The 21,960-nt window shown below is 57.2% G+C and carries 19 protein-coding genes; 10 read left to right on the top strand and 9 right to left on the bottom strand.

Annotation, left to right across the window (positions count from 1 at the left end; genetic code table 11):
• Positions 1–13: 13 nt before the first annotated feature.
• A complete protein-coding gene (locus CSQ86_RS05730; protein ID WP_100494135.1) occupies positions 14–1,303 on the top strand; it encodes a uracil-xanthine permease family protein in 1,290 nt (429 codons plus the stop codon).
• A 191-nt stretch (positions 1,304–1,494) separates the two neighbouring features.
• Complete coding sequence (locus tag CSQ86_RS05725) at positions 1,495–3,399, top strand: DEAD/DEAH box helicase (protein WP_420838141.1); 1,905 nt, start codon at positions 1,495–1,497, stop codon at positions 3,397–3,399.
• A 42-nt stretch (positions 3,400–3,441) separates the two neighbouring features.
• On the opposite strand, the gene CSQ86_RS05720 is transcribed toward CSQ86_RS05725, so the two are convergent.
• Positions 3,442–4,734: an alpha-amylase family protein gene (locus tag CSQ86_RS05720; protein ID WP_100494134.1), complete on the bottom strand. Its 1,293-nt coding sequence runs from the start codon at positions 4,732–4,734 to the stop codon at positions 3,442–3,444.
• A gap of 170 nt (positions 4,735–4,904) precedes the next feature.
• Here CSQ86_RS05720 and CSQ86_RS05715 point away from each other — a divergent pair, with 170 nt between their 5' ends.
• Together CSQ86_RS05715 and CSQ86_RS05710 are read left to right on the top strand one after the other, a co-directional pair.
• Positions 4,905–5,957, top strand: coding sequence for an inorganic phosphate transporter (locus CSQ86_RS05715; protein WP_100494133.1), 1,053 nt, complete (start codon positions 4,905–4,907; stop codon positions 5,955–5,957).
• A 14-nt stretch (positions 5,958–5,971) separates the two neighbouring features.
• Positions 5,972–6,595 carry a DUF47 domain-containing protein gene (locus CSQ86_RS05710; RefSeq protein WP_100494132.1) on the top strand — a complete coding sequence of 208 codons (624 nt, stop codon included), beginning with the start codon at positions 5,972–5,974 and terminating at the stop codon, positions 6,593–6,595.
• 60 nt (positions 6,596–6,655) lie between these two features.
• Here the strand turns inward: CSQ86_RS05710 and CSQ86_RS05705 are convergent, their stop codons facing one another.
• A complete protein-coding gene (locus CSQ86_RS05705; protein WP_100494131.1) occupies positions 6,656–7,312 on the bottom strand; it encodes a response regulator transcription factor in 657 nt (218 codons plus the stop codon).
• Positions 7,309–8,634: a sensor histidine kinase gene (locus tag CSQ86_RS05700; RefSeq protein ID WP_100494130.1), complete on the bottom strand. Its 1,326-nt coding sequence runs from the start codon at positions 8,632–8,634 to the stop codon at positions 7,309–7,311. Before CSQ86_RS05700 ends, CSQ86_RS05705 begins: the two co-directional genes overlap by 4 nt.
• Positions 8,635–8,815: 181 nt before the next feature.
• On the opposite strand from CSQ86_RS05700, the gene CSQ86_RS05695 reads away from it, so the two are divergent.
• From CSQ86_RS05695 to CSQ86_RS05685, 3 genes are read left to right on the top strand one after another with little or no spacing between them, the layout of a single operon-like run.
• Positions 8,816–9,805: an ABC transporter ATP-binding protein gene (locus CSQ86_RS05695; protein WP_100494129.1), complete on the top strand. Its 990-nt coding sequence runs from the start codon at positions 8,816–8,818 to the stop codon at positions 9,803–9,805.
• Positions 9,806–9,840: 35 nt separating this feature from the next.
• On the top strand, positions 9,841–11,100 hold the full coding sequence (locus tag CSQ86_RS05690; protein WP_100494128.1) for an ABC transporter permease: 1,260 nt from the start codon (positions 9,841–9,843) through the stop codon (positions 11,098–11,100).
• On the top strand, positions 11,087–12,529 hold the full coding sequence (locus CSQ86_RS05685; protein WP_100494127.1) for an ABC transporter permease: 1,443 nt from the start codon (positions 11,087–11,089) through the stop codon (positions 12,527–12,529). Before CSQ86_RS05690 ends, CSQ86_RS05685 begins: the two co-directional genes overlap by 14 nt.
• Before the next feature lie 12 nt (positions 12,530–12,541).
• On the opposite strand, the gene CSQ86_RS05680 is transcribed toward CSQ86_RS05685, so the two are convergent.
• Entirely contained in the window at positions 12,542–14,023 is a 1,482-nt protein-coding gene (locus tag CSQ86_RS05680; RefSeq protein ID WP_100494126.1) for an ATP-binding protein, read from the bottom strand.
• A gap of 206 nt (positions 14,024–14,229) precedes the next feature.
• Between CSQ86_RS05680 and CSQ86_RS05675 the strand changes: the two genes are divergently transcribed.
• Complete coding sequence (locus CSQ86_RS05675) at positions 14,230–14,541, top strand: hypothetical protein (protein WP_100494125.1); 312 nt, start codon at positions 14,230–14,232, stop codon at positions 14,539–14,541.
• A gap of 91 nt (positions 14,542–14,632) precedes the next feature.
• Here the strand turns inward: CSQ86_RS05675 and CSQ86_RS05670 are convergent, their stop codons facing one another.
• The 5 genes from CSQ86_RS05670 to CSQ86_RS05650 form a co-directional block, all read right to left on the bottom strand.
• A complete protein-coding gene (locus CSQ86_RS05670) occupies positions 14,633–15,562 on the bottom strand; it encodes a transglycosylase SLT domain-containing protein (protein ID WP_165773753.1) in 930 nt (309 codons plus the stop codon).
• Positions 15,563–15,663: 101 nt separating this feature from the next.
• Positions 15,664–15,873: a helix-turn-helix domain-containing protein gene (locus CSQ86_RS05665; protein ID WP_100494123.1), complete on the bottom strand. Its 210-nt coding sequence runs from the start codon at positions 15,871–15,873 to the stop codon at positions 15,664–15,666.
• Between the two features lies 1 nt (position 15,874).
• On the bottom strand, positions 15,875–16,387 hold the full coding sequence (locus CSQ86_RS05660; protein ID WP_100494122.1) for a DUF2975 domain-containing protein: 513 nt from the start codon (positions 16,385–16,387) through the stop codon (positions 15,875–15,877).
• 166 nt (positions 16,388–16,553) lie between these two features.
• Positions 16,554–17,915, bottom strand: a complete 1,362-nt coding sequence (locus CSQ86_RS05655) for a nucleobase:cation symporter-2 family protein (protein ID WP_100494121.1) — start codon at positions 17,913–17,915, stop codon at positions 16,554–16,556.
• Positions 17,916–17,951: 36 nt separating this feature from the next.
• A complete protein-coding gene (locus CSQ86_RS05650; RefSeq protein WP_100494120.1) occupies positions 17,952–18,533 on the bottom strand; it encodes a xanthine phosphoribosyltransferase in 582 nt (193 codons plus the stop codon).
• A 167-nt stretch (positions 18,534–18,700) separates the two neighbouring features.
• On the opposite strand from CSQ86_RS05650, the gene CSQ86_RS05645 reads away from it, so the two are divergent.
• Both CSQ86_RS05645 and CSQ86_RS05640 read left to right on the top strand, forming a co-directional pair.
• Positions 18,701–21,343, top strand: a complete 2,643-nt coding sequence (locus CSQ86_RS05645; protein WP_100494119.1) for an ATP-dependent helicase — start codon at positions 18,701–18,703, stop codon at positions 21,341–21,343.
• A gap of 208 nt (positions 21,344–21,551) precedes the next feature.
• On the top strand, positions 21,552–21,950 hold the full coding sequence (locus CSQ86_RS05640; RefSeq protein ID WP_100494118.1) for a DUF4418 family protein: 399 nt from the start codon (positions 21,552–21,554) through the stop codon (positions 21,948–21,950).
• The last annotated feature ends 10 nt before the right edge of the window (positions 21,951–21,960 follow it).

The raw sequence follows: 21,960 nt of genomic DNA, 5'->3' as shown, positions 1-21,960 counted from the left end.
GAGGAGAGAAGTAATGTCCAACATTTTCACATGGCAACTGCACGGCGACGGCAAGACGCTGCAGCCCGGCGAAGTCGTGGAGCCCAATGAGCGCCTGACTTGGGTACGTACCGCAGGCATCGGCGCACAGCATGTCATCGCCATGTTCGGCGCCACCTTCCTGGTGCCGATTTTGACGGGATTCGATCCGTCCACCACCCTGTTCTTCACCGCCATGTCCACCGCGTTGTTCCTGCTGATCAACAAGAACGTGCTGCCGAGCTACCTTGGCTCCTCCTTCGGTTTCATCGCCCCGATCACCGCGGTCACCACTGCGCATAAGGGCATTGCCGTGGCCAGCTTCGGCATCATGGTCACCGGTATTCTGCTTGCCCTGATCGGTGTGCTGGTGCACTACGCCGGTGCCAAGTGGATCGACATCATCATGCCGCCAGTGGTCAACGGCGCCATCGTGGCCATCATCGGCTTCAATCTGGCTCCCTCGGTATGGACGAACTTCCAGGCCGCTCCCGACACCGCCATCGTCACTTTGGTGGCCGTTCTGCTCGTGGCCGTGCTGTTCAAGGGTCTGCTCGGCCGACTCAACATCCTGATTGGCGTGCTCATCGGTTACATCTACGCTTGCATCCGTGGTCAGGTGGACTTCTCCGCCATTGCCGACGCCGGCTGGATTGGCTTCCCGAAGTTCCACCTGCCTCAGGCGGACTTCTCCATTCTGCCGATGTTCATCCCGGTGGTGCTCGTGCTGGTGGCTGAAAACGTCGGCCACGTGAAGTCCGTGGCCCAGATGACCGGCCGTGACTACGACAACCAGATCGGCACCGCCCTGATGGCAGACGGTTTGGGCACCACGCTCGCAGGCTTCGGCGGCGGCTCCGGCACTACCACTTATGGCGAGAACATCGGCGTGATGGCAGCCACCAAGGTCTACTCCACCGCAGCCTACTGGTGCGCTGCTGCGTTCGCTCTGATTCTCTCGCTGTGCCCGAAGTTCGGTGCCGTGATCAACACGATTCCGGCCGGCGTGCTCGGCGGCGTGACCACTTTGCTGTATGGCATGATCGGCATGATCGGCGTGCGTATCTGGGTGGAAAACAAGGTCAACTTCGATAAGCCGCTCAACATTATGGTGGCCGCCATCACGATGATCATCGCCATCGGCCAGTTTGCGTTCACCATCGCGGGCACGTCCTTCAACGGCATCGCCATCGGCACTATCGTGATTCTCGTGGCCTACCACGGTCTGAAGGCCATCGGCAAGGCGACCGGTACCATCGACAAGGACGATCCGGACATTCTGTAGTCCGTAGTAATACTTGCTGATATCCGTTCCCACCGTGTGGCGTTGCACCCACGGTGGGATTTTCATAAGTGCTATGAGATGCTCATACGCTTGGGCAACAGGGGATTACCAAAGTATGGGGTATGGGCTAGGCTCATGTGGTTTGCATATTTCACGCGATTACCATGCGTGCCTGATGATGAAAGGCCATTGTGCCCCATACTGATTTTGAAGATAACGCCGATACCACTATGACGAGCGCCGAAGAAACCCGCCCGATGACTTTCGGCGAACTTGGCGTACCCGGACCGATTGTCCGCGAACTCGCCCGTGACGATAAGAAAACCGCTTTTCCCATTCAAGCTGATACGCTGCCGGATTCCCTATCTGGCCGTGACATTCTCGGCCGTGGCCGCACTGGTTCCGGCAAAACGCTCGCCTTCTCCATTCCACTGGTCGCGCGCCTTGGCGAATATGATTCACTCGGTGAGTTGGCAATGGAAGAATTCCGCCGCGAAATCAAGCGTCGTAAGCAGGAGAAGCTGGAAGAGCGCCGCGCAGATGATTATTTGCCTCATCCGCGCGGTTTGGTTCTGGCCCCTACTCGCGAGCTTGCCAATCAAATCAATGATGTGATTGCTCCGCTGGCACATGTCTATGGCATCGGCACTACCACAGTGTACGGTGGCGTGAACCAAAACCGTCAGGTACGTGATCTGCGCCAAGGCGCGGACATCGTGGTCGCCTGCCCGGGCCGCCTTGAAGATTTGCTTCGCCAAAAGTATCTGACGCTCTCCAGCGTGGAAGTCGTGGTCATCGACGAAGCCGACGAGATGGCGGATATGGGCTTCCTGCCGCCGGTGAAGAGACTCCTGGAACAGGTCCGCCCGGACGCTCAGCACATGCTGTTCTCCGCCACGCTCGATCACGGTGTGGACACGGTGGTGGAGGAGTTCCTCAAGGATCCGAAGGTGCACAGCGTGGATGAAGCCAATGCTGAACCTGACTTGATGACCCATCATGTATTTGAAACCACTCGTGCGGATAAGCATGAACTAGTGCGCACACTTGCCTCAGGCGCCGGCCAGCGCATCCTGTTCACTCGCACCAAATTCCAGACCAAGAAACTCGCCAAGAACCTCACGCAGAACGGTATTCCGGCTGCTGAATTACACGGCAATCTGAACCAGAACCAGCGAGACCGCAATCTCGCGGCCTTCGAATCCGGCGACGTGCATGTCATGGTGGCCACGGATGTGGCTGCGCGTGGCATTGATGTTTCCGGAGTGGAACTGGTGGTGCAGGTCGAGCCGCCGGAAGATCCAAAGGCATTCCTGCATCGTTCCGGCCGCACCGCCCGAGCCGGCCGTTCCGGTGATGTGGTGACCATTGTGCTGCCGGAACAGCGTCGCCAGACCCGCCGTATGCTGCGCGAAGCCGGAATCACCGTCAAACCGGTGGAAGTCACTCACGAATCTCCCGAAGTGCTGGAACTGGTGGGGGAGCGCGCGCCTATCGTCAACGATTGGAATCTGGATAAGTCCCAGCCGGTCGGCGGCAAGCGCCGCGGCGGCAAACCGGAGGCTCCGCGTCTGAGCAAAGAGGAACGCGAGGCTCGTGCACGCCAGCTTGAACAGGAGCGCAACGCCCGTAAGAAGGACCGGCGTCGCCGCCGTGCCGCCGAACGTTTGGAAGCCGCCGAACAGGCCAAGCGTGATATGGAACGTCATGCCCGTGGTGAACAGCCGAGTAAGCCGCGCAAGCAGAATCGTGCCGAGCGTCGCGCTGGTTTGAGTGACCGTGAGGCAGAGCGTCGCGATTACCTGTTCGAGCATCCCGAGGAGCGCAGACGTTCAGGAGGCAATCCGAACGGCCACCGTAATATGGGCAATCGTCGTGATGAACAGCGTGGCGGCAAGCGCATTCATCGCCGCAACGAGAACCGCATCATCGTGGACGAGCGTGGTGAGGATGCGAAGCGTCACGAGCGCCGCATGATGGCCAAGTATGGCAATGCGGAAGGCTCGCAGCAGCGTCATACCAAGCATTTCGGCAAGCAGTCCAAAACCAAGCGTGCTCCATTCCGCATGCAGGGCACTCGCTCCGGCCGTCGCTAAGCCAACTTCATAATGGCTCCCTCATCAGAGGGAGCCAATTTTCTAATACCGGTACAGCACTGCACCGTCGGCGTCGGTGATTGTAAACGTTGGTGCTTGCTCAACGCTCAGTGCAACGGTCAGCGAATGACCGCCGTCCGCGCTCACCGAGCGATAGGCGAATCGTTTATTCTCCAGTTCGGTTGCTTCGGTGCGTGCATCCAAAAGCCACGGGTTGCGGCGGCGCAGGGCAATCAGTGCCTGATGCAGTCGGTACGTGGGCTCACCAAGCTTGGACAGCTCAGCAGGGGAGAGCGGGAACTTCGGTCGCACGTCATCATCACCGCCGAATCGTTCCTGCTTGATGCCAACATAGCCTTGTTCGTCGCCGTAATAAATGCTTGGCACGCCGCCGACCGTCATCAATACCGCCAATGCCAATGCCGCCTTGGCCGGGCCGATTTGCGAGGCGATGCGCGTCACATCATGATTGCCGATGAAGGTCTGCGGCACGAACGAATCCAGAAACGCGTTGTGACGTTTGAGATTCCAATCCAACTCAAAGAAATTATCGGTTTCCAGAGCATGCTGGATCGATTTCCACAACTCATATTGCGTGACCGAATCCAGCGAAGCGTCAGCGACGATTTGTGGATAGTCACCATGAATCACTTCGCCGAATACCCAGGAATATGGGTGCGCTGCTTTGACCTGAGGCAATACCTTGGCCCAGAACGAAGTCGGTACGGCATAGGCGGCATCCAATCGCCAGCCTGCAGCGCCGCGGTCCAGCCAATGATTCATCACGTGAGTCACATAATCCACGGTTTCCGGCGAATCATGGTCGAGGTCAACCAAGTCGCCATGCCCTTCGAACACATCCAACTGTGGCTTCCCATCCTGGTCCAAGTGGGCATGCACCAAGCCGTGCCACGGATTATCGGAGGTTGATTGTCCTGCAGCCTCATCCAAGGCCGCCTGCACCGCCGGATGATGACGGCTCACATGATTGAATACGCCATCGAGGATAATCTGCAAGCCCATGTTTCGGCATGCTTCGGCCAAGCGATCGAACGCCTCATCGCCGCCAAGACGCACATCAATGTGCATATGGTCCAACGTGTCGTAACCATGCGTGACCGATTCGAAAACCGGGCCAAGCAGCAAACCGGATGCGCCAAGATCTCGGGCATACTCCAGCCAACCAATCATCGAGTCAAGACCGCGGCCATTGAACGTGCGTGGGCCGGAAGGTCGGATATCGGCGCCACAGAAACCCAGCGGATATACCTGCCAGAACACGCCATAGCGCACCCAATTCGGAAGATTGCGCCCCTCGTCAGTGCTTACAACCATCACACACCTCCTATTGACACTGCGTCTATTTTCTCACATTGAGGTGATTTGACACGGCAGACAAGGCATTTTCTTCACGACGCCACGAATGTGCACTACGTAGTCACCAATCGGTTACAATCGGTGTGACGACTTTCCGCCACCCCCGAAGAAGAAGGTGATGACTAGCCGTGGACGTATCCCTGGCCTATTTCATCCAGCAGGTATTCTCCAACCCAGCTTTGGCTGTAACAACGTTGTTGACGCTCGGAGTGATCTTCGTCAACGGGTGGACCGACGCTCCCAACGCCATCGCCACGTGTGTCACCACCCGCTGCATGCGCGTACGCTCCGCAGTCATTATGGCAGCCATCTTCAACTTCCTTGGTGTGTTCCTGATGACGCAATTCAATGCGTCCGTGGCCTCCACCATCTCCAACATGGTCGATTTCGGAGGAGACACGCATTCGGCACTCATCGCCCTATGCGCAGCGCTGTTCTCCATCGTGGTCTACAGCGTAGGCGCATCGATGCTGGGCATTCCCACGTCCGAAAGCCATAGTCTGATCGCCGGTCTGACCGGCGCGGCCATCGCCATCCAAGGCGGTATCGCGGGCGTCAACATGGGCGAATGGGTCAAAGTGCTCTACGGTTTGGTGGCAAGCCTCGTCATCGGCTTTGGCATGGGTTGGGTCGTCTGCAAGATCGTGACCTTGATTTGTGCAGGCTTCGATCGCCGTCGCACGAACGGCGTGTTCACATATGCGCAGATTGTCGGCGCGGCCGCCAACAGCTTTATGCACGGCGCCCAGGATGGCCAGAAATTCATCGGCGTGCTGTTCCTCGGTATGGCCTTTTGCAACGGCCAATCATCTGTAATAGGTGTGGTGATTCCCGTCTGGCTGATGATTCTATGTAGCACCATCATGGGTGTCGGTACTTCGGTCGGTGGCGAGAAGATCATCAAGTCCGTTGGAATGGACATGGTCAAGCTGGAAAAATACCAAGGATTCTCCGCTGACCTTTCCAGTGCACTCTGTCTACTGATGATGACCGTGCTCGGCATCCCGGTATCCACCACGCACACCAAAACCAGCGCCATCATGGGCGTAGGGGCAGTCCGTCGTCTCTCCGCCATCAACTTCGGCGTAGTGCGCGGCATGATGCTCACCTGGGTGTTCACGTTCCCCGGCTGCGGTCTTATCAGTTTCGCCATGGCCAAACTCTTTATGTTCGTGTTCTAGAAAGGAACCTAGTAATGGCAAGAAAGAATGATTCCTTTTACTTCGACGGATTTCGCGAAAGCGCCGCATACGCATGTCAAGCCGCGCACCTCTTAAGTGAAGTGATGCATAACTTCGACCCCGAACAGTTGAAGGACAGCATGGAGCAGATGCATCGCATCGAACAGTCGGCTGACAAAGTGCGCCATCGTTTGATGGATGAACTGGTCACCGCTTTCATCACGCCGTTCGATCGTGAAGACATCGGTCAACTGAGCTACGTGCTGGATGATGTGATCGACAGCATCGAAGGCGTGCTTGACCGCATGTACTACGACAATGTGACTGACGTACGCCCCGAAGCATTGCAGATGACCGAAATGGTGGCGCATGCCTGCGATCAGATTGAAGGACTAATCGGAGAGCTGCCGCAATTCAAACGCTCCAAAACGTTGCGTGAACGGGTATTCGCCATCAACACCATCGAAACCGATGCCGATCACGTATTCATCGAAGCCATGCGCACCTTGCACACCACCTGTACCGATCCGCTGCAGGTGTTCGCCTGGCACGACGTGTTCCGCCATCTCGAACAGTGTGCCGACGACTGCGAATCCGTGGCCAATGTGGTCGATAGCATCGTCATGAAAAACAGCTGATTCCGTTTTGGCTCCCTCTGATGAGGGAGCTGTCAGCGAAGCTGACTGAGGGAGAGACTGTCAGTACCGGTGCTCGCGAATCCACTCAATCGCCAACTGAGTGCGATTCGCGAGCCCTAATTTATCCAATGCGGCACTGATGCGGTTGCGTACGGTGCCCTCACTCAAATTGAGCTGCGCGGCAATATCCCGGTTATCCAATCCCTCAGCCACCAATGCTGCGATATCCCGCTCTCGTCCATTCAGCAATCGTTCGATGGATTCGTCGGATTCGTGGGCGGAACCATCACCGGTCGTACCTGCGTCATTGCCAGTCAGCTTACCCAGCACTTCCGCGCCAAGCACCACCTGTCCGGCCATCACCGCCTGCAGCGCAGGGCCAACCGCAGCAACATCCTGTTTGATCAGGTATCCTTTGGCCCCCAGTGCCATCGCCTGTGCAATATAGGACTGATCGGCAAACGTGGTGAGGAACAGAATGCGCGCGGCGGGATCCTTCCTGAGGATTTCCTGAGCTGCTGAAAGACCATCCTTGCCGGGCATCTGAATGTCGATAAGCAGAATATCCGGATGATTCGCCGGGGAAGCGAAGTACTGCGTGACCGCAGTATAGCCATCGTTTGCCATCCACAACACGTTGGCTGTATTCGTAGCGGACAGAATGGTCGCTAAGGATTGGCAGACAATGGGGTCATCATCCACGATTGCGATTCTCATCGAGTTCCAGTCTCCTTCATCCACGGTTGTTTGGGAATGGAAACGAACACCCTCCAACCTTGATTGTACGGGCCGCATGTTGCCGTGCCTCCGATGGCTCGCACGCGCGAATCGATATCGGCCAAACCCATACCGCGCGGAAGGTCATGTGCGCCATGGTTTGTCGGGCTCTCCGCCGCGGATGAATCCTTTGCTGGCCCATCGTCCTGAACTACTAGCTGCCAGAACGCTGGAAAATCACGCAACGTCACATTGGCACCCTGCGCCTTGCTATGCCTCACCACATTCGTCAACGACTCTCGAATCACCGTGGCCAAGCAACGGGACACCGGTGCGGGTGCCGCAGCAATATCGTTGACCAAATGCACCGAAAAACCAGAAGAGACACCATCGAATGATGCGACTGCATCTTTGATCTGTGCCGCAAAATCAGTGCCGTCGTCCTCCAGATCATGCACAGATCTGCGTACCATCGTCATCGCATCGTTGAGCGTATCGCCAAGTGCGGCAAAGCCTTGAGCGGCAGTCGAATCATTGGTGGCATCGGCCACCGCTTTGCCGGCCTGCGCCTGCATAATCGCACGGGTCAGCAGGTGCCCTACATTGTCGTGAATCTCACGGGCGATACGCGTACGTTCCCCGAGCGTGGCCATGCGAACTGATTGCGCACGTTCCTCGTCCACATCAGCGAGCCGTAATCGGTTGACTCGGGCGGACTGTCTTGCATGATCCTCGATGATGCGCAACGAATGGCGTAGTGTGTGCTCCTTTGCCGCACGGGAGCCCAATGCGAAACCCAGTGCGCAGGCTATGGCGATCACCGAAACGTCGCGGATAGTGAACATCGCAGCGGTTACGTCGCCGGCAAAACCGATTCGCCACACAGCGATGAGCAGCGTTATCAACCACAACCAACGAGATACCGCATCGCCCACAAGCATCGCACGCTGACTCAATCGCGATGAAGCAGGCAAGGTTGGTTGCCGCGCCACTGATGCACGGGGAAGTGTGCGAAGCAATGAGGACAGTGGCATCGTGGTTTTCGCAGCATCATAGACGGTCGCCGGCAGAAACATGATCCAAGACGGCAGGAACATTGCGGCGATGGCATAGCAGCAGACCGGCAGCCAAGCCCAGGCATGCCGTGCCAGCCATTCGGCCAACCCGGTAACGGATACGGCAATCAACAACCCGGCAATCAGCTCAACATAATGGTCAGATGAATACTCATATGACGAGCCAGAACCAGCGACCAAAGACGTTGTGAGCATCAGCGCCATGCTGAACCCCAGCAGCAGCCCCTTCTCAACCATCGTCCGCATGGCCCCTCCCGCCGTTTGGAACGGATTCCTAGACTCCAGACTACTCGAGTGATGGCGTCTGCCAGCGACGATTTGGCACAAATGACAAATGTCATGGCTTTTGCTCTAACTCGTGACGAATGTGGCTGGTTCTATGCGTTCGCGCTTGGGATGATGAAGCTATCCAAGGAAGGGAGTGATCATGGCAAGCGAAACCAATGCAAACGCTCAGACCATCCAAGCCGCTCAAACAACTGTCCCCGCCGTGCATGTGAGCCAGCTCGTCAAGCGGTATGGCGATATGGTGGCGCTCGACTACTTTGATCTTGATGTGCAACAAGGCGAAATCTTCGGTCTGCTGGGCCCCAACGGTTCCGGTAAGACCACAGCCATCAATTGCATTCTGGCGTTGCTCACTTACGATAAAGGCACAATACGTGTATTTGGTGAGCCGATGACTCCCACCAGCTACGCGTTGAAGCGCCGCATCGGCATCGTGCCGCAGAACGTGGCCGTATTCAACGAACTGACCGTGACCGAAAACATCGACTACTTCTGCTCGCTGTATGTGCCGAAGAAGGCCGACCGTGCACCCTTGGTCGAAGAGGCCATCGAATTCGCCGGATTGCAGGACTTCCGCAAATTCCGCCCCGGCAAACTCTCCGGAGGTCTGCTACGACGCCTCAATATCGCCTGCGGCATCGCCCACAAGCCAGACCTGATCTTCTTCGACGAGCCGACCGTGGCCGTCGACCCACAGAGTCGCAACGCGATACTCGAAGGCATCCAGAAACTCAATAAGGCCGGCGCCACCGTAATCTACACCAGCCACTACATGGAGGAAGTCGAACAGATCTGCGACCGCATCCTCATCATGGACCATGGTCGCCATCTCGCGCTCGGCACAGCCGACGAGCTCAAAGCCATGATCGACACAGGCGAGCGCATCACCATCGAAACGCTCGACTTGACCGACGAGACCCTTGCTGCCGTGCGTGCGCTCGCGTTCGTTATCGAAGCCTCCTACGACGGTCGCGAACTGGACGTGCGATGCCGGCGTGGCGAGCACAACCTCGTCGACCTGATCGGTGTGCTGCGCACTTCAGGCGCGAATATCGGTCACCTGACCAGCCGACCGCCGAGCCTCAACGACGTGTTCCTGGAACTTACCGGCAAGGCGCTGCGCGACTAAGGACCCTCCAACCCAAGGAAGGAAAGGAGAACGCCATGTGGAGCACTTTCATAGTCACACTGAAGACGAACCTCAGGGATAAGAGCGCGCTGTTCTGGCTCATCGTGTTTCCCATCGCTTTGGCGACCATGTTCAATGGTGTGTTCGGCAACCTGGATCAGGCCATGAGCATCACTCCGGTGTCCGTGGCCGTGGTGAAGGACACGAACTGGACGAACGCAATCGGTGCGGACACGCTCATCACGGCATTGTCCGGCAAGAACAGCGATTCGGCTAAAACTCAAGAAGGCACCGGCTCGAATGCAATGGACATTGACCCCGGAGTAACCCTGTTGGATACCACCAAAGTCGATTCGACATCGCAAGCCCGCGAACTATTGTCACAAGGCAAAGCAGACGGTTACCTCAAGGCCGACGGCGACGGGCGAATCGCACTCACCTTGAGCGATGACGCTGTGACCGAGGCCAACAACGGCACGCAGGAAGCGGGACTTGATATCTCCCTCTCGGCGCTCGATAACGTGCTTGACCAGTACAACCGCACCAGTGCCAACGTGAAGTCGGTGCTCAAGGATAATCCGACCGCCCCGGCTACGCGCACGTTCTGGAACGGTATCAATGCGTCCATGAGCGCCACCAAAGAGGTTACGCTCACCAATTTCAAGCCCAGCGTGATGGCGAGATATTATTACGCGCTCATGGGCATGGCCTGCTTGGTCGCCATGTCGTACATGATTCATACGGTCACCACTGCACAGGCGAACCTCTCCGCGCTCGGCATCCGTCGCACCGTCGCGCCGCTCGGGCGCGCCAAGCAGCTTGTGGCCGGATTCCTTGCCGGATGGCTGTGCTCCTGTGCCTGCCTGCTCGTCGCGCTCGCCTACATCCGCTACGTCTGCGGCATCGAAGTAGGCGGACGCGAACCGGCGGCCGTGCTCGCCGTGATCGTCGCCTCGTTCATGACCTGCGCGTTCGGCACGATGATCGGCGCAATTCCCAAGCTCACGACCGGCGTCAAGCAAGGCATGTCCACTGCGATCGCCTGCTCGCTGTCCCTGTTCAGCGGCCTGTACGGCGGATTCGCCATGGAACTGAGCGACCTGATTTCACGCAAGGCGCCACTACTCGCTGCCATCAACCCCGCCCAACAGGTAACCAACCTGTTCTACTCACTCATGTACTACGACAGCTACCAGCCGTTCGTCCGCACCTGCGCCATCCTGCTCACGATGAGCGCGGTGTTTCTTGCGGCGGGCGTGATCATGCTCAGGAGGCAACGCTATGAACACCTGTAAAGCCACCGTGCGCGTGCTGCTCGCGCACCGCACGTACATCATCATCTACCTGGTGCTCATGGGTATCATGATGTTCACGCTCAGCTGGTCGCAGATCACCGCAGCCACCCGTACTGTGGCCGACACCTACGAGCCGGAGAAGGTCAACATCGCCGTCATCGACCGGGATTCGAACCGAGGCGGCATCGCTGAGGGACTGTGCGACTACCTGTCTGATTCCGCCACGCTGGTCGAATTGGATGACGATTCTGAATCATTGCAACATGCCGTCGCCTCGAACTGGACCGATCTTATCGTCATCATCCCGCGCGGTTACGCCGCCGACTTCCTCAAGGCTGCGCAATCCGGTGGTGACATGCCGAAGGTTGAAACGGTTACCAGCTACACGTCCGGAGCCGGCACCATCGGCGGTATGAATGTGAACGGATTCCTCTCCCTGACTCGTATCGCATTGATCGGTAGGAACGTGCAAATTGATGACAGTGAGCTCGCCGCATGGTATGCACAGTATGCAAAAAGCTCCGCTGTTACCGGACAGAATGGCGACTGGTCGCAGGTCATGGACGGCTCATCCACATTCGACCTCAACGAACTGCCCGAGGGAACGCTATCCAATCTGACGACGGCCGACGTGCAGTCCGCTGCCAAGCGAGCCGCACGCACGGCGCATGACGCGAAGGTCAATCGTCCAGTCGTCGTAGAGAACATCACAACGCAGGACGATCAGGAAGCGAGCACGGCGAACTCTGCTGCCTCCGGATTCGGTGACACGATGAAGACGGCTATCTACCCGCTATTCCTGACGCTAAGCGTATGCGTGAGCCTGGTGGCGCGCGTGTTCGGTGCGGGCGAGCTGCGTCGCAGGCTTATGGCATCCCCGTCCACGGCCTCAATCGGACTGAAGCGCATGGGTGTGCTCTGCGGTTTCGCTTTGCTGATTTGTGTGGGCTATCTGTTCATCGCACTAGGGCTGACGGCCGCTGCAGGTGCGAACATCGCTTCGATACCAATAGACGGCGTGATGATGACCTTCATCTCGATCTGCATGTTCGCCCTCATGTGTACAGCCTGTGGATTTATGCTTGGCGAATTCGGCGCTTCAGATACAGTGGCCAACGGTTTTGCCAACGTGTTTGGCCTGCTCATCCTATTCGCATCAGGCATCGCATTCCCGATGAGCATGATGCCAGATGCAATGGTCACCATCGCCAAGCTCACGCCCGGCTGGTGGTACTGCACGGCAATCGACAACGCGCTCGGATTCGGGTCTGCCACATCCGGCACGGACGTGGGAAGTTGGGCTGTGGCCACAAGCATCGTGACCCTGTTTGCCATCGCGCTCGTTTGCGTGGGCCTCGCCGCCGGAAGATTCCGTCACTCACGGCCGAATGCGGTCGCGTCGACCGTCACGCAGCTCGCCGAAGTGTAGGAGTCGCGGTCTTTACAGCCCCTTCAACCGATACCGCTGGGTCGGATCGTCTTGGAATTTCACCTTGGCGACCCGGCCTTCGCGTATGAGCTCGCGCATACCGGAAGTGGCAGCCAAAGGCGTCAGCTGTAGTTCGCGGATGATTTCCTTGATGCTCATGGCTGAATGCCGTTCCAACACGGTCAGAATCGCTTTGGAGATTTCGCTTGGCGTGCTGTTCTTCGCTGCGCGCTGCTTGGTAATGGTCATGGTGAACGTATTGATGTCGTTCTGCGTGGTCGCCGGCTCGATGCCGGCTTCCCGCAGTGCGGCAGCTATGCGTTGCAGGCCGTCGCCCCCTTCCGGGTTGACAAACCCGCCATCCGGATATGGCGTGGACTCCAACAACGTAAACAGAAACTGATTGCGGGTGGAGACGAACGGCGCTCCGGTCACCGGATTGGGATTCGCCAGCACATCATGGGTCACCGTGCCATACAGGCCTCCGGGATTGGTGATTTCAATACGATTCGTAAACACGCTGATACGAACCTGAGTACCTCGTGCGTCGGGGGAGTAGTCACGGTGGGTAAGCGCGTTCGCAATGGCCTCACGAAGCACCACAGGCGGATAGTCAAGCTTTTTCGCGCCTACCCATTGCATTAATGATTCCACGGCATCATTGATCATCACCGGAATCGGGCCCACAATGGTTTTCGTGGCCACCAGACGTTCGTCGCCCCGGAATACTTCATCCCGGTCTGTGCCGGGGAACACCGCGATGGCAATGGACAGTCGCGGATAATACTTCTGCGGATACCGGCCCAACGCTAACAATCCAGCAAGCGTAGGTCTCAAGACTCCGCCCACTTCGCTATCGTCGGAATCATCATGACGCAGCACTTGCAGGTCAAGTAACGTATGCGTGGCCTCTCGTCCAGCGAACACGTGCGGGTGTTGCTCGCGGGCGCGAGCCAATAACCCCGCAACCAACGTCGGATCAAGATCATCGGTAGTGGCGTGTGGAACGATATCCAAATCATAGGTGGGCTGCAGATGCTCCTCAATGAGCCGATCCACCTCATAGGAGGTCATGCGGCGGTCGCCATCGCCGGTGCGAATGAATGAGCCGCCATACGGGCCGAGCGCAGTAGTGAAGCAGGGTTTGTCGCGCGGGAGCATTTCATCGACGCGTGCGAATACCAGATTTGCTCCCTCGAATGGGCACGTCACGATGACCGGGCGGACTACGGGAGTCATTTTCTCGCAGGCTTGGCTCAGCGCCTCCTGCATGGCGCGGGCGTTGAAGTCCTCAACCGGTGTGAAACCGTTCTTTTCGGAAAGTCCGAGAATGATCCAACCGCCCGAACCGTTGGAGAACGCGGAGAGCGTATCAGTGATCGTAGAGGAGATGCGGCGTTTGCATTCCTTGACTTCGCATTGCTGCGTATCGTTGCCGATCATGCGCATAAGCTCGATAAGCTCGGTCATCTTTGCGGTGTAGTCGTCAACCATGGGAGCGCCTCCTTGACACCATTGTGCCGTATTCGACGCATCTCGGTGAACCGTATACTGCGCATCATGCATGCAATTCATCGAGAATTCACGATGCCGAATATGCCGATCATTCCAGTGCCGAAACAGTACAATAGTGAATGTGACGGCATCGAAGCCGCCTCGCGTACGGAAAGCATTTCCGCCAGACCGGTAAGAGGAATATCATGACTGAAATCAACGAAATCAAGGATTCCGGTGTACCGCTGGATGAGTCCGATTTCGCAGCCCCGGCTGCCGAGACCGAGGATCCGGCCGAAGCCTGTCCCAAGTCCGCGCATTGCCCGCTCAAGCATCATCCGGGCATGTGCGGCAAGAACGGTAAGTGTCCGGTCAAGAATCTTTCTCAGAAAGACGTGGTCGCTGGTGCCGTCACCTTGGTGGCTATGGTCGCACTTACTGCTGTGACGTATTATACTCAGTTCGCGCTCACCAAGGCGGCCGTCAAATCCGCGCTGAAAGAGACGCGTCTGCGCTAGTGCTGCATAAATCTCAGCGTAATAATGCTCTATTGAGCTGACGGTTCTTACAATTCGTGGGCGACTAGCGTTTTCGAGGAGTGTAAGGCTTTCAACCCAGCGTCACGATGATGGTGCTCTGCATGGTCTCTTCGCCGGTCCAGGTGCCATCCGTGCGGTTCCAGCTCATGCCATTGGCTGTTACGGAATCGATGCCGTATTCTCGGGCGTGGGCAACAAGCCAGCTAGTCGTCTGCCAGCATACGCGCTGTTGGCCGGTGCCGGATAGTCCGTTCGGCAGCGCGACAGCTAGCTCGGTACTGGCCGTCGTACTCGTGTGCTTATCCTCATTTATGGTGTCTTTGGTGATGCTGACATTGGGCAGCGCCGCCGTGGCCGCAGCAATGAGTCCGTTTGCATCGGAGCCGTTCGTAGGCTCAAGTGCACATGTGATACCCGCGTTCACCTCACCGGTCAAGGCCGACGCCCAAGCGTGCGCCATCGAATCCCAATTGGCATACAGATCCGGGTATCCCGAACGTTGCACTTCCTGTGCCGCGTCCTCTACCGGAATCGTCTGCCAGTCCGGCACCTGCATCAGATGGTCGTAGAAGATATTCGTTGCGTATGCCGGATCAGACACCTGTTCAGCCGTGCCCCATCCTTGACTGGGGCGTTGCTGGAATAGTCCCAGCGAATCCAGATCACCGTGGTCGAGGTTCGTGAGCCGCGACTCTTGCATAGCCGTGGCGATAGCCACTGTGGCCGCATGGTCCGGTAACCCGCGATTGACGGCGATGTTTGCAATCAATGCGGCGTTGCCGGCCTGTTCGGGACTGAGTGTGTGTTGTGTGCCAGCGGAGGATATGGCGGCGCAGTAGGCGTCGTCGGCCGAACGCACATATTGCTTTGGCGCGAACAGTCGCGGGAGTAGCATAACGCCCACTAGAACGATGACAGCAAACACGGCTATCGGTATTATGATCCACGCCGTGAGTGTGACGGGACGATGTGTACCATATCGGTTGTGCCGTCGTCCCATAGCCCCTCCGTTCGTTGTGCCGCCTTTTCTATACTCCATGCCTGAGCATGTGAGGACAATACGACTGAAGTATGATTTTGCGTACGGTCATGATGTGACGGTCACTCATCCGGGGTGTATTCGAGGATATCGCCAGGCTGGCAGTCAAGGGCTTGACAGATAGCATCGAGGGTGGTGAAACGTACCGCCTTGGCGCGCCCGTTCTTCAGAATCGATACGTTGGCCGGTGTGATGCCGATTCGTTCGGCCAATTCACCCACGCCGATTTTGCGTTTGGCCATCATCACATCCAAGTTGATGCGAATAGTCATGTCAGATCACCTGCTCCAGTTCATCGGACTGGTCAGTGGCAGCACGAAGGAGCCCCTTCATCACAATCATCAGCAGGATGAATCCGATTTCAGCCACAAGAGTCGCACCGAGTATTGCCGCGATGCTGAAGCAATCCATGCCCTGCATGGTCGCATCATTCCAAGCGCTGACTGCAAACGTGACCAGGATGATAGCAGTCAACGCAGTGCCTGCTGAAGCGCAGCCGATAATCAGATCTACGTGAGGAAACGCCTTGGCGGTGAACATGGTGCCTGAACCGGAAAGTGAGAACAGGCGCCAAACGCCGATGAACGCGATTTCAACGCAAGCGAGGAACAGTTCGCCCAGTATGAGGTAGAGCCAATGAAGTGGAGCTTGACTGGAATAGATGCCGGCGAGCGTCTCGCTGAACACTGGCACAACAATGAACTGTCCCCATAGGCATCCCAGCCAAATAAGCACGACTATCGTCTTCAGTCCGTACAATACCCATTGATTCATGTACTTCTTCATGTATGCGCCTTTCCTGTGTTGCGCCCACAATCATTGTATATCGATATTCGATATGTCCAAGCTGGAAAGCGATATGAAAAATCCTCTTAGCTGATGAGGCTAAGAGGATTTCGAGAGTTCAGGCTGTGCTTATGCTTCCTTCGCTGCTGGCGCGCTCAGACTGTGCCTACTCTTCCTTCGCTGCTGGCGCGCTCAGGAAATGCTCCTCACTGGGCAGTACGGCGTTGAGGATCACGGCCACCACGAATGCCACGGCGATGCAGTTGGAAGCGAAGATCTGCTGGAACAGGGATGGGAAGTTCACGAAGATATCGCTCACCTGCGTGAAACCGATGCCGATGGTCAGCGAAAGCGCGGCAATGGTAATGTTGCGCTGCGAGAAACCGGCCTCGGCGATCATCTGGAAGCCAGAGAGGATGATGTTGCCGAACATCATGATTGTGCAGCCGCCAAGCACCGCCTGAGGCAGCGAATTGAACACTTCGGCGATGGCCGGCACGAAGCTCGCCAGAATCAGGATCAGACCGCCGGAGAGAATCACCTTGCGGTTAACCACTTTGGTCATGGCCACCAGACCGATGTTCTGAGCGAAGGAGGTCAGCGGCAGGCAGCCGAACAGGCCGGAAACCGAGGAGATCAGACCATCGCCGGCGATGGCGCCGGCGGTTTCGCGTTCGGTCGGAGTACGGTTCAGACCCACCTTGGTCAGAGCGGCGGTATCGCCCAGCACCTCAACCGAAGAGACCACATAGAGCAATCCAATGGAGATGATGGCGCCCCAGTCGAACTCAGGCTTGAACGGCATCAATTGCGGCACGGAGACGATAGCGAGATCCTGGAATCCAGAGAAATCAACCTTACCCATGCAGATGGCCACCACATAGCCCACAACCAGACCGAACAGTACGGACAGTTGCTTGGCGGTGCCTTTCATCAACAGCTGGAAAGCAAGGCAGGCCACCAGGGAGATTAGGCCGAGTGTCAGATTCTGCCAGGAACCGAAGTCCTTGGCTCCCGAACCGCCGCCAAACGAAGTCGCGCCGACATTCAACAGTGAGAAACCGATGGAAGTGACCACGATGGCCGAGACGATCGGCGGAACGAATCGGCGCCAATACTTGGCGGTAAGACCAAGCACCAGCTCCAGCAGACCGCCAACCAACACGGCGCCGACAACCGCACCATAGCCCTTGTCCGCACAAATCGCCACGGCCGCGGCCACATAAGTGAAGGAAATACCCGTGACCATCGGCAGGCGAGAACCGATGCGCCAAGCGCCATACAGCTGCAGGCAAGTGCCAAGACCAGCCACCAGCAGACCGGCCTGAATCACCGCAGCGGACTGTGCCGGCGTCATCTTCGCGGCGGAAGCCACAATGAAAATCGGAGCCAGATTCGCCACGAACATAGCCATCACATGCTGCAGGCCAAAGGGAATGCCCTTCCAGAAGGAAACAGGTGCATCCAACGAGCTCAATGCCTCAAATGAGACGTTGGATGATTTGGAGGTATTCTTCTCGTCTCTCATGTTCTCTTTTCTTCTCTTCCCTCTTGCTCCGAACTTTCAGTGGCGGAACTCGATCTTGCCGGTTTCCGGATCCATCGACTCCACGATGGCCAGGGAATCCACATCGTAGCCCTCTTCGCGAAGACGGTCGCCGCCACCTTGGAAGCCTTTCTCCACGGCAATGCCAATGCCCTCAACCGTGGCGCCAGCTTCTTCGCACAGCTCGATCAGGCCACGCAGTGCCTTGCCGTTGGCCAGGAAGTCGTCGATGAGCAGCACATGGTCGCCCGGGTTCAAATACTTCTTGGACACGATGACCGGGAACTCCTTCTGTTTGGTGAAGGAGTAGACGGTAGTGGTGTACTGGTCGCCGTCCAAATTAATGGACTGTGCCTTCTTGGCGAACACCACTGGTGCATCGTTGAAATGACGGGCCGCACAGCAGGCGATGCCGATGCCGGAGGCCTCGATGGTCAGGATCTTGGTGATGGTCTTACCTGCGAAGTGCTTTGCCCAAGCCTCGCCCATATGGTCGAACAGACGCACATCGCATTGGTGATTCAGGAATGCGTCCACCTTCAGTACATCGCCGGCCTTGACGGTGCCTTCGGCTTGGATTCGTTCCTCAAGTTCCTGCACTGGATACCTCCTTGACATCAAATTGGCATAGCTGACGATAACAGCTATGGGATATGGCAAACCAGCTTACGCTGACCGGCGCATATGGTAGATATGAATGTCGCGCGATTTGGGGATGCGGTCATCCGCGCGCGTATGTCACGGTAGGTTGTCAAGGGGAGAGCATCATGTTCGATGAGCCGGAAGTCATTGCACGCAGCGCCCAGGAGCTGGTAGGTGACCTGAATCCTCAACAGTCCGAGGCCGTGCAGTATCGCGGGCAGGCACTGCTGATCGGCGCAGGTGCAGGCTCGGGCAAAACCCGAGTGCTGACTCGTCGCATCGCATGGATTCTTAGCCAGTTCGGCGCGTGGCCCAGCCAGGTGCTCGCTATCACCTTCACCAACAAGGCTGCCGCTGAAATGCGTGAACGTTTGGGCTCTCTCATAGGGCCGGTGGCGCAGCGCATGTGGGTCTCCACCTTCCATTCCGCCTGTGTGCGCATTCTGAGGCGTGATGGCAAATCCATCGGGCTGAAATCCGGTTTCTCCATCTATGATTCCGCCGACTCCGAACGACTCGTCAAAATCATCGCCACCGAATTCAACTTGGATATCAAACGTTATACGCCGCGTTCGATTCTCGGCCATATCTCCGACCTCAAAAACAACCTCACCGGTTGGAAGGAATACCTGGCCCTGCATGCCCCGGACTTCACTCCCGGCCAACGTGGCTACCAATTCGGTACGGTGGATGATCTCGAAGCCATCTACGCGGTAATTTACGCCGAATATGAACACCGTCTGGCACTCGCCAACGCCGTGGACTTCGATGACCTGATCGGCAGGACTGTGGAACTGCTTCGCTCCGACCCGCAGGTAGCCGAGTATTACCATCACCGATTCCGCTATATTCTGGTCGACGAGTATCAGGACACCAATCACGCCCAGTATGTACTGGTTCGCGAACTAGCCGGCGTCGATACCGGCGAACACAGCGTACCGGGAGCTCCCAATGCCGGAAAAACCGGTCCGGCCTGGATCACCGTTGTGGGCGATTCCGATCAGTCCATTTACGCATTCCGTGGCGCGGATATCCGCAATATCCAGGATTTCGAACAGGACTTCCCGAATGCCAAGACCATCATGCTGGAGCAGAACTACCGTTCCACGCAAACCATTCTGGACGCCGCCAACGCGGTGATCAGCAATAACGAAGGCCGCAAGCCCAAGAAGTTGTGGACCGCGCTTGGTAAGGGCGAGCCGATTGTTGGCTACGCTGCGGATAACGCCCAGCAGGAGGCACAATGGGTGGCCGGTGAGATTGCACGACTGCATGCCGAGGAATCCATCGCCTACTCGGATATGGCCATCATGTACCGCGCCAACGCACAATCCCGCTCGCTCGAAGAGGCGCTCATCAATGGGGGACTGCCATACCAGTTGGTCGGCGGCACCAAATTCTATGAGCGCCGCGAAATCAAGGATGCCCTGGCCTACTTGCAGGCACTGGTGAATCCGGATGACGACGTGAACCTGCGCCGAATCCTCAATGTGCCGAAGCGCGGTCTCGGCGATCGCGCCGAAGGGATTCTGCTCGCCTATGCACGTGAACATGGCACCAGCTTCTTCTATGCATTGATGCATCTGGGTGAAATCCAGAACATTCCGACCCGTACGGCCAACCAACTCAAAGCGTTCCGCGAACTCATGGGATCGCTTTCACAGTTCACTCGTGCGCATGACAGCAAACCAAGCGAAGTCGTGGCCGAAGTATTGGAGAAATCAGGCTTGAGGGCGGAATTGGAAAAATCCGTCGACCCGCAGGACGCTTCCCGCTTAGAGAACCTCTCACAGCTGCAGTCCACCGCGGCCGAATTCGAACAGAACACGCCGGATGCCACATTGTCCGCTTTCCTGGAGACCACGGCTTTGGTGGCCGATTCCGATCAGCTGCCCAGCGAAGCCGAGGACTCCGGCAAGGTGACATTGATGACCTTGCACACCGCAAAGGGTCTGGAATATCCGGTGGTATTCCTGACCGGTATGGAGCAGGGAACCTTCCCGCATTCGCGTTCGATGGAAGACACCACCGAGCTGCAGGAGGAGCGTCGATTGGCCTACGTGGGCATCACCCGAGCCAAGCGACGCCTGTATGTGACTCGTGCGGCGGTGCGCTCCCAGTGGGGTCAGGCTGCGGATATGATGCCAAGCCAGTTCCTCGACGAGATTCCCGCGGAACTCATCGACTGGAAGCGCAAGGAGGCCGGCGTGGAACGCATGCGTTCGAGCTGGCAATCCGATGGCGATGGATTCTCCGATGATTTCGGAGGCTGGGATGACGACGATTTCGGGGGTACCACATTCGGCGGTTCGTCCACTTTCGGTGGTCGCTGCTCCAGCTCCTCATACGGCTCTCGACCCCGTTATGGTTCGTCATATGGGTCCTCGTACGGTTCCGATTCATCATCCTATGGTTCTAGGTCCTATGGTTCACGTTCGTCGTATGGCTCTGGTTCGTATGGTTCGCGCGGCTCGGGCTCCTCGTACGGTTCCCGTTCCGGTTCTTCTGACTCCTATGGGCATACGCGAGGCGGCAAGGTGACGACCCGCCACACCACGCCGAAAACCTCTGCTGCCGCAGTCAAGAAAGACAACGGTTTGAACGCCGCAGATTTCGCCATCGGAGACAAGGTCGTACACGATAAGTTCGGTCTCGGCACGGTCCTGGATATTCAGGATAAGGGCATCAAGTCGGTGATTACCGTGGACTTCGGCTCCGCCGGTGTCAAACGTCTGATGTTGCGCGTGGCTCCTATTGAGAAGTTGTGATGAGTTCTCAATAGGAGCCCGTCGCGGCAAGGCCGCTCCCCTCAGCTACGGACAGTCCGTTGGACTGTGTTCGCTTCATGACTCAGTCCGTCACGGGTGGTAGCAGAAAAGGGAACAAAAAACAAGACTTGTTTTTCTGCTTACGGCATGGGCATAATGCGAAGGTTGTGCTCGCGAACCCCGCCTCAGGGGAGAGAAAGTAAGAGAAATGAAGAACAAGCTGTTTGCATCCGTTCCCAATATTCTGCTCGGCCTGCTGATTGCCGTCGCCCCGCAGACTTTCGCCCACGCCTGCATCGGCCATGATATGCCGGGCGCATGCCACTACTCGCAGCAGGCCGCCACTGGTATCGGCGTGGTTATTCTCGCGCTTGGTGTCGTCGCTCTGTTTGTCAATCATCAGATTCGCATCGGTTTGAATATTGCGGCTATTGCGAACGCGTTGCTGTTGCTCGCAGTGCCGACCTTCCTTATCGGTGTATGCAAAGGTGCTATGATGCACTGCCGCATGGTTATGCTGCCTACGCTTATTGTGCTCGGCGTGCTTACGATGGTGTTCGCGGGCATCGCTATCTGGCTTGATTCTCGCTCCACTGCGCGCGGCTGAAAGAGCCAAC

It is taken from the genome of Bifidobacterium felsineum (genome assembly GCF_002802915.1).
GTDB lineage: Bacteria > Actinomycetota > Actinomycetes > Actinomycetales > Bifidobacteriaceae > Bifidobacterium > Bifidobacterium felsineum.
The sequence above is the reverse complement of the archived record's forward strand: the minus strand, read 5'-3'. Positions and strand labels throughout refer to the sequence as shown.

Bases quoted from the DNA above. Each gene is read 5' to 3' on its own strand.
- CSQ86_RS05680 (WP_100494126.1), bottom strand. From the start codon at position 14,023: ATGGTTGACGACTACACCGCAAAGATGACCGAGCTTATCGAGCTTATG.
- CSQ86_RS05730 (WP_100494135.1), top strand. From the start codon at position 14: ATGTCCAACATTTTCACATGGCAACTGCACGGCGACGGCAAGACGCTG.
- CSQ86_RS05665 (WP_100494123.1), bottom strand. From the start codon at position 15,873: ATGACTATTCGCATCAACTTGGATGTGATGATGGCCAAACGCAAAATC.
- CSQ86_RS05710 (WP_100494132.1), top strand. From the start codon at position 5,972: ATGGCAAGAAAGAATGATTCCTTTTACTTCGACGGATTTCGCGAAAGC.
- CSQ86_RS05685 (WP_100494127.1), top strand. From the start codon at position 11,087: ATGAACACCTGTAAAGCCACCGTGCGCGTGCTGCTCGCGCACCGCACG.
- CSQ86_RS05690 (WP_100494128.1), top strand. From the start codon at position 9,841: ATGTGGAGCACTTTCATAGTCACACTGAAGACGAACCTCAGGGATAAG.
- CSQ86_RS05640 (WP_100494118.1), top strand. From the start codon at position 21,552: ATGAAGAACAAGCTGTTTGCATCCGTTCCCAATATTCTGCTCGGCCTG.
- CSQ86_RS05705 (WP_100494131.1), bottom strand. From the start codon at position 7,312: ATGAGAATCGCAATCGTGGATGATGACCCCATTGTCTGCCAATCCTTA.
- CSQ86_RS05720 (WP_100494134.1), bottom strand. From the start codon at position 4,734: ATGGTTGTAAGCACTGACGAGGGGCGCAATCTTCCGAATTGGGTGCGC.
- CSQ86_RS05645 (WP_100494119.1), top strand. From the start codon at position 18,701: ATGTTCGATGAGCCGGAAGTCATTGCACGCAGCGCCCAGGAGCTGGTA.
- CSQ86_RS05695 (WP_100494129.1), top strand. From the start codon at position 8,816: ATGGCAAGCGAAACCAATGCAAACGCTCAGACCATCCAAGCCGCTCAA.
- CSQ86_RS05670 (WP_165773753.1), bottom strand. From the start codon at position 15,562: ATGGGACGACGGCACAACCGATATGGTACACATCGTCCCGTCACACTC.
- CSQ86_RS05675 (WP_100494125.1), top strand. From the start codon at position 14,230: ATGACTGAAATCAACGAAATCAAGGATTCCGGTGTACCGCTGGATGAG.
- CSQ86_RS05660 (WP_100494122.1), bottom strand. From the start codon at position 16,387: ATGAAGAAGTACATGAATCAATGGGTATTGTACGGACTGAAGACGATA.
- CSQ86_RS05655 (WP_100494121.1), bottom strand. From the start codon at position 17,915: ATGAGAGACGAGAAGAATACCTCCAAATCATCCAACGTCTCATTTGAG.
- CSQ86_RS05700 (WP_100494130.1), bottom strand. From the start codon at position 8,634: ATGCGGACGATGGTTGAGAAGGGGCTGCTGCTGGGGTTCAGCATGGCG.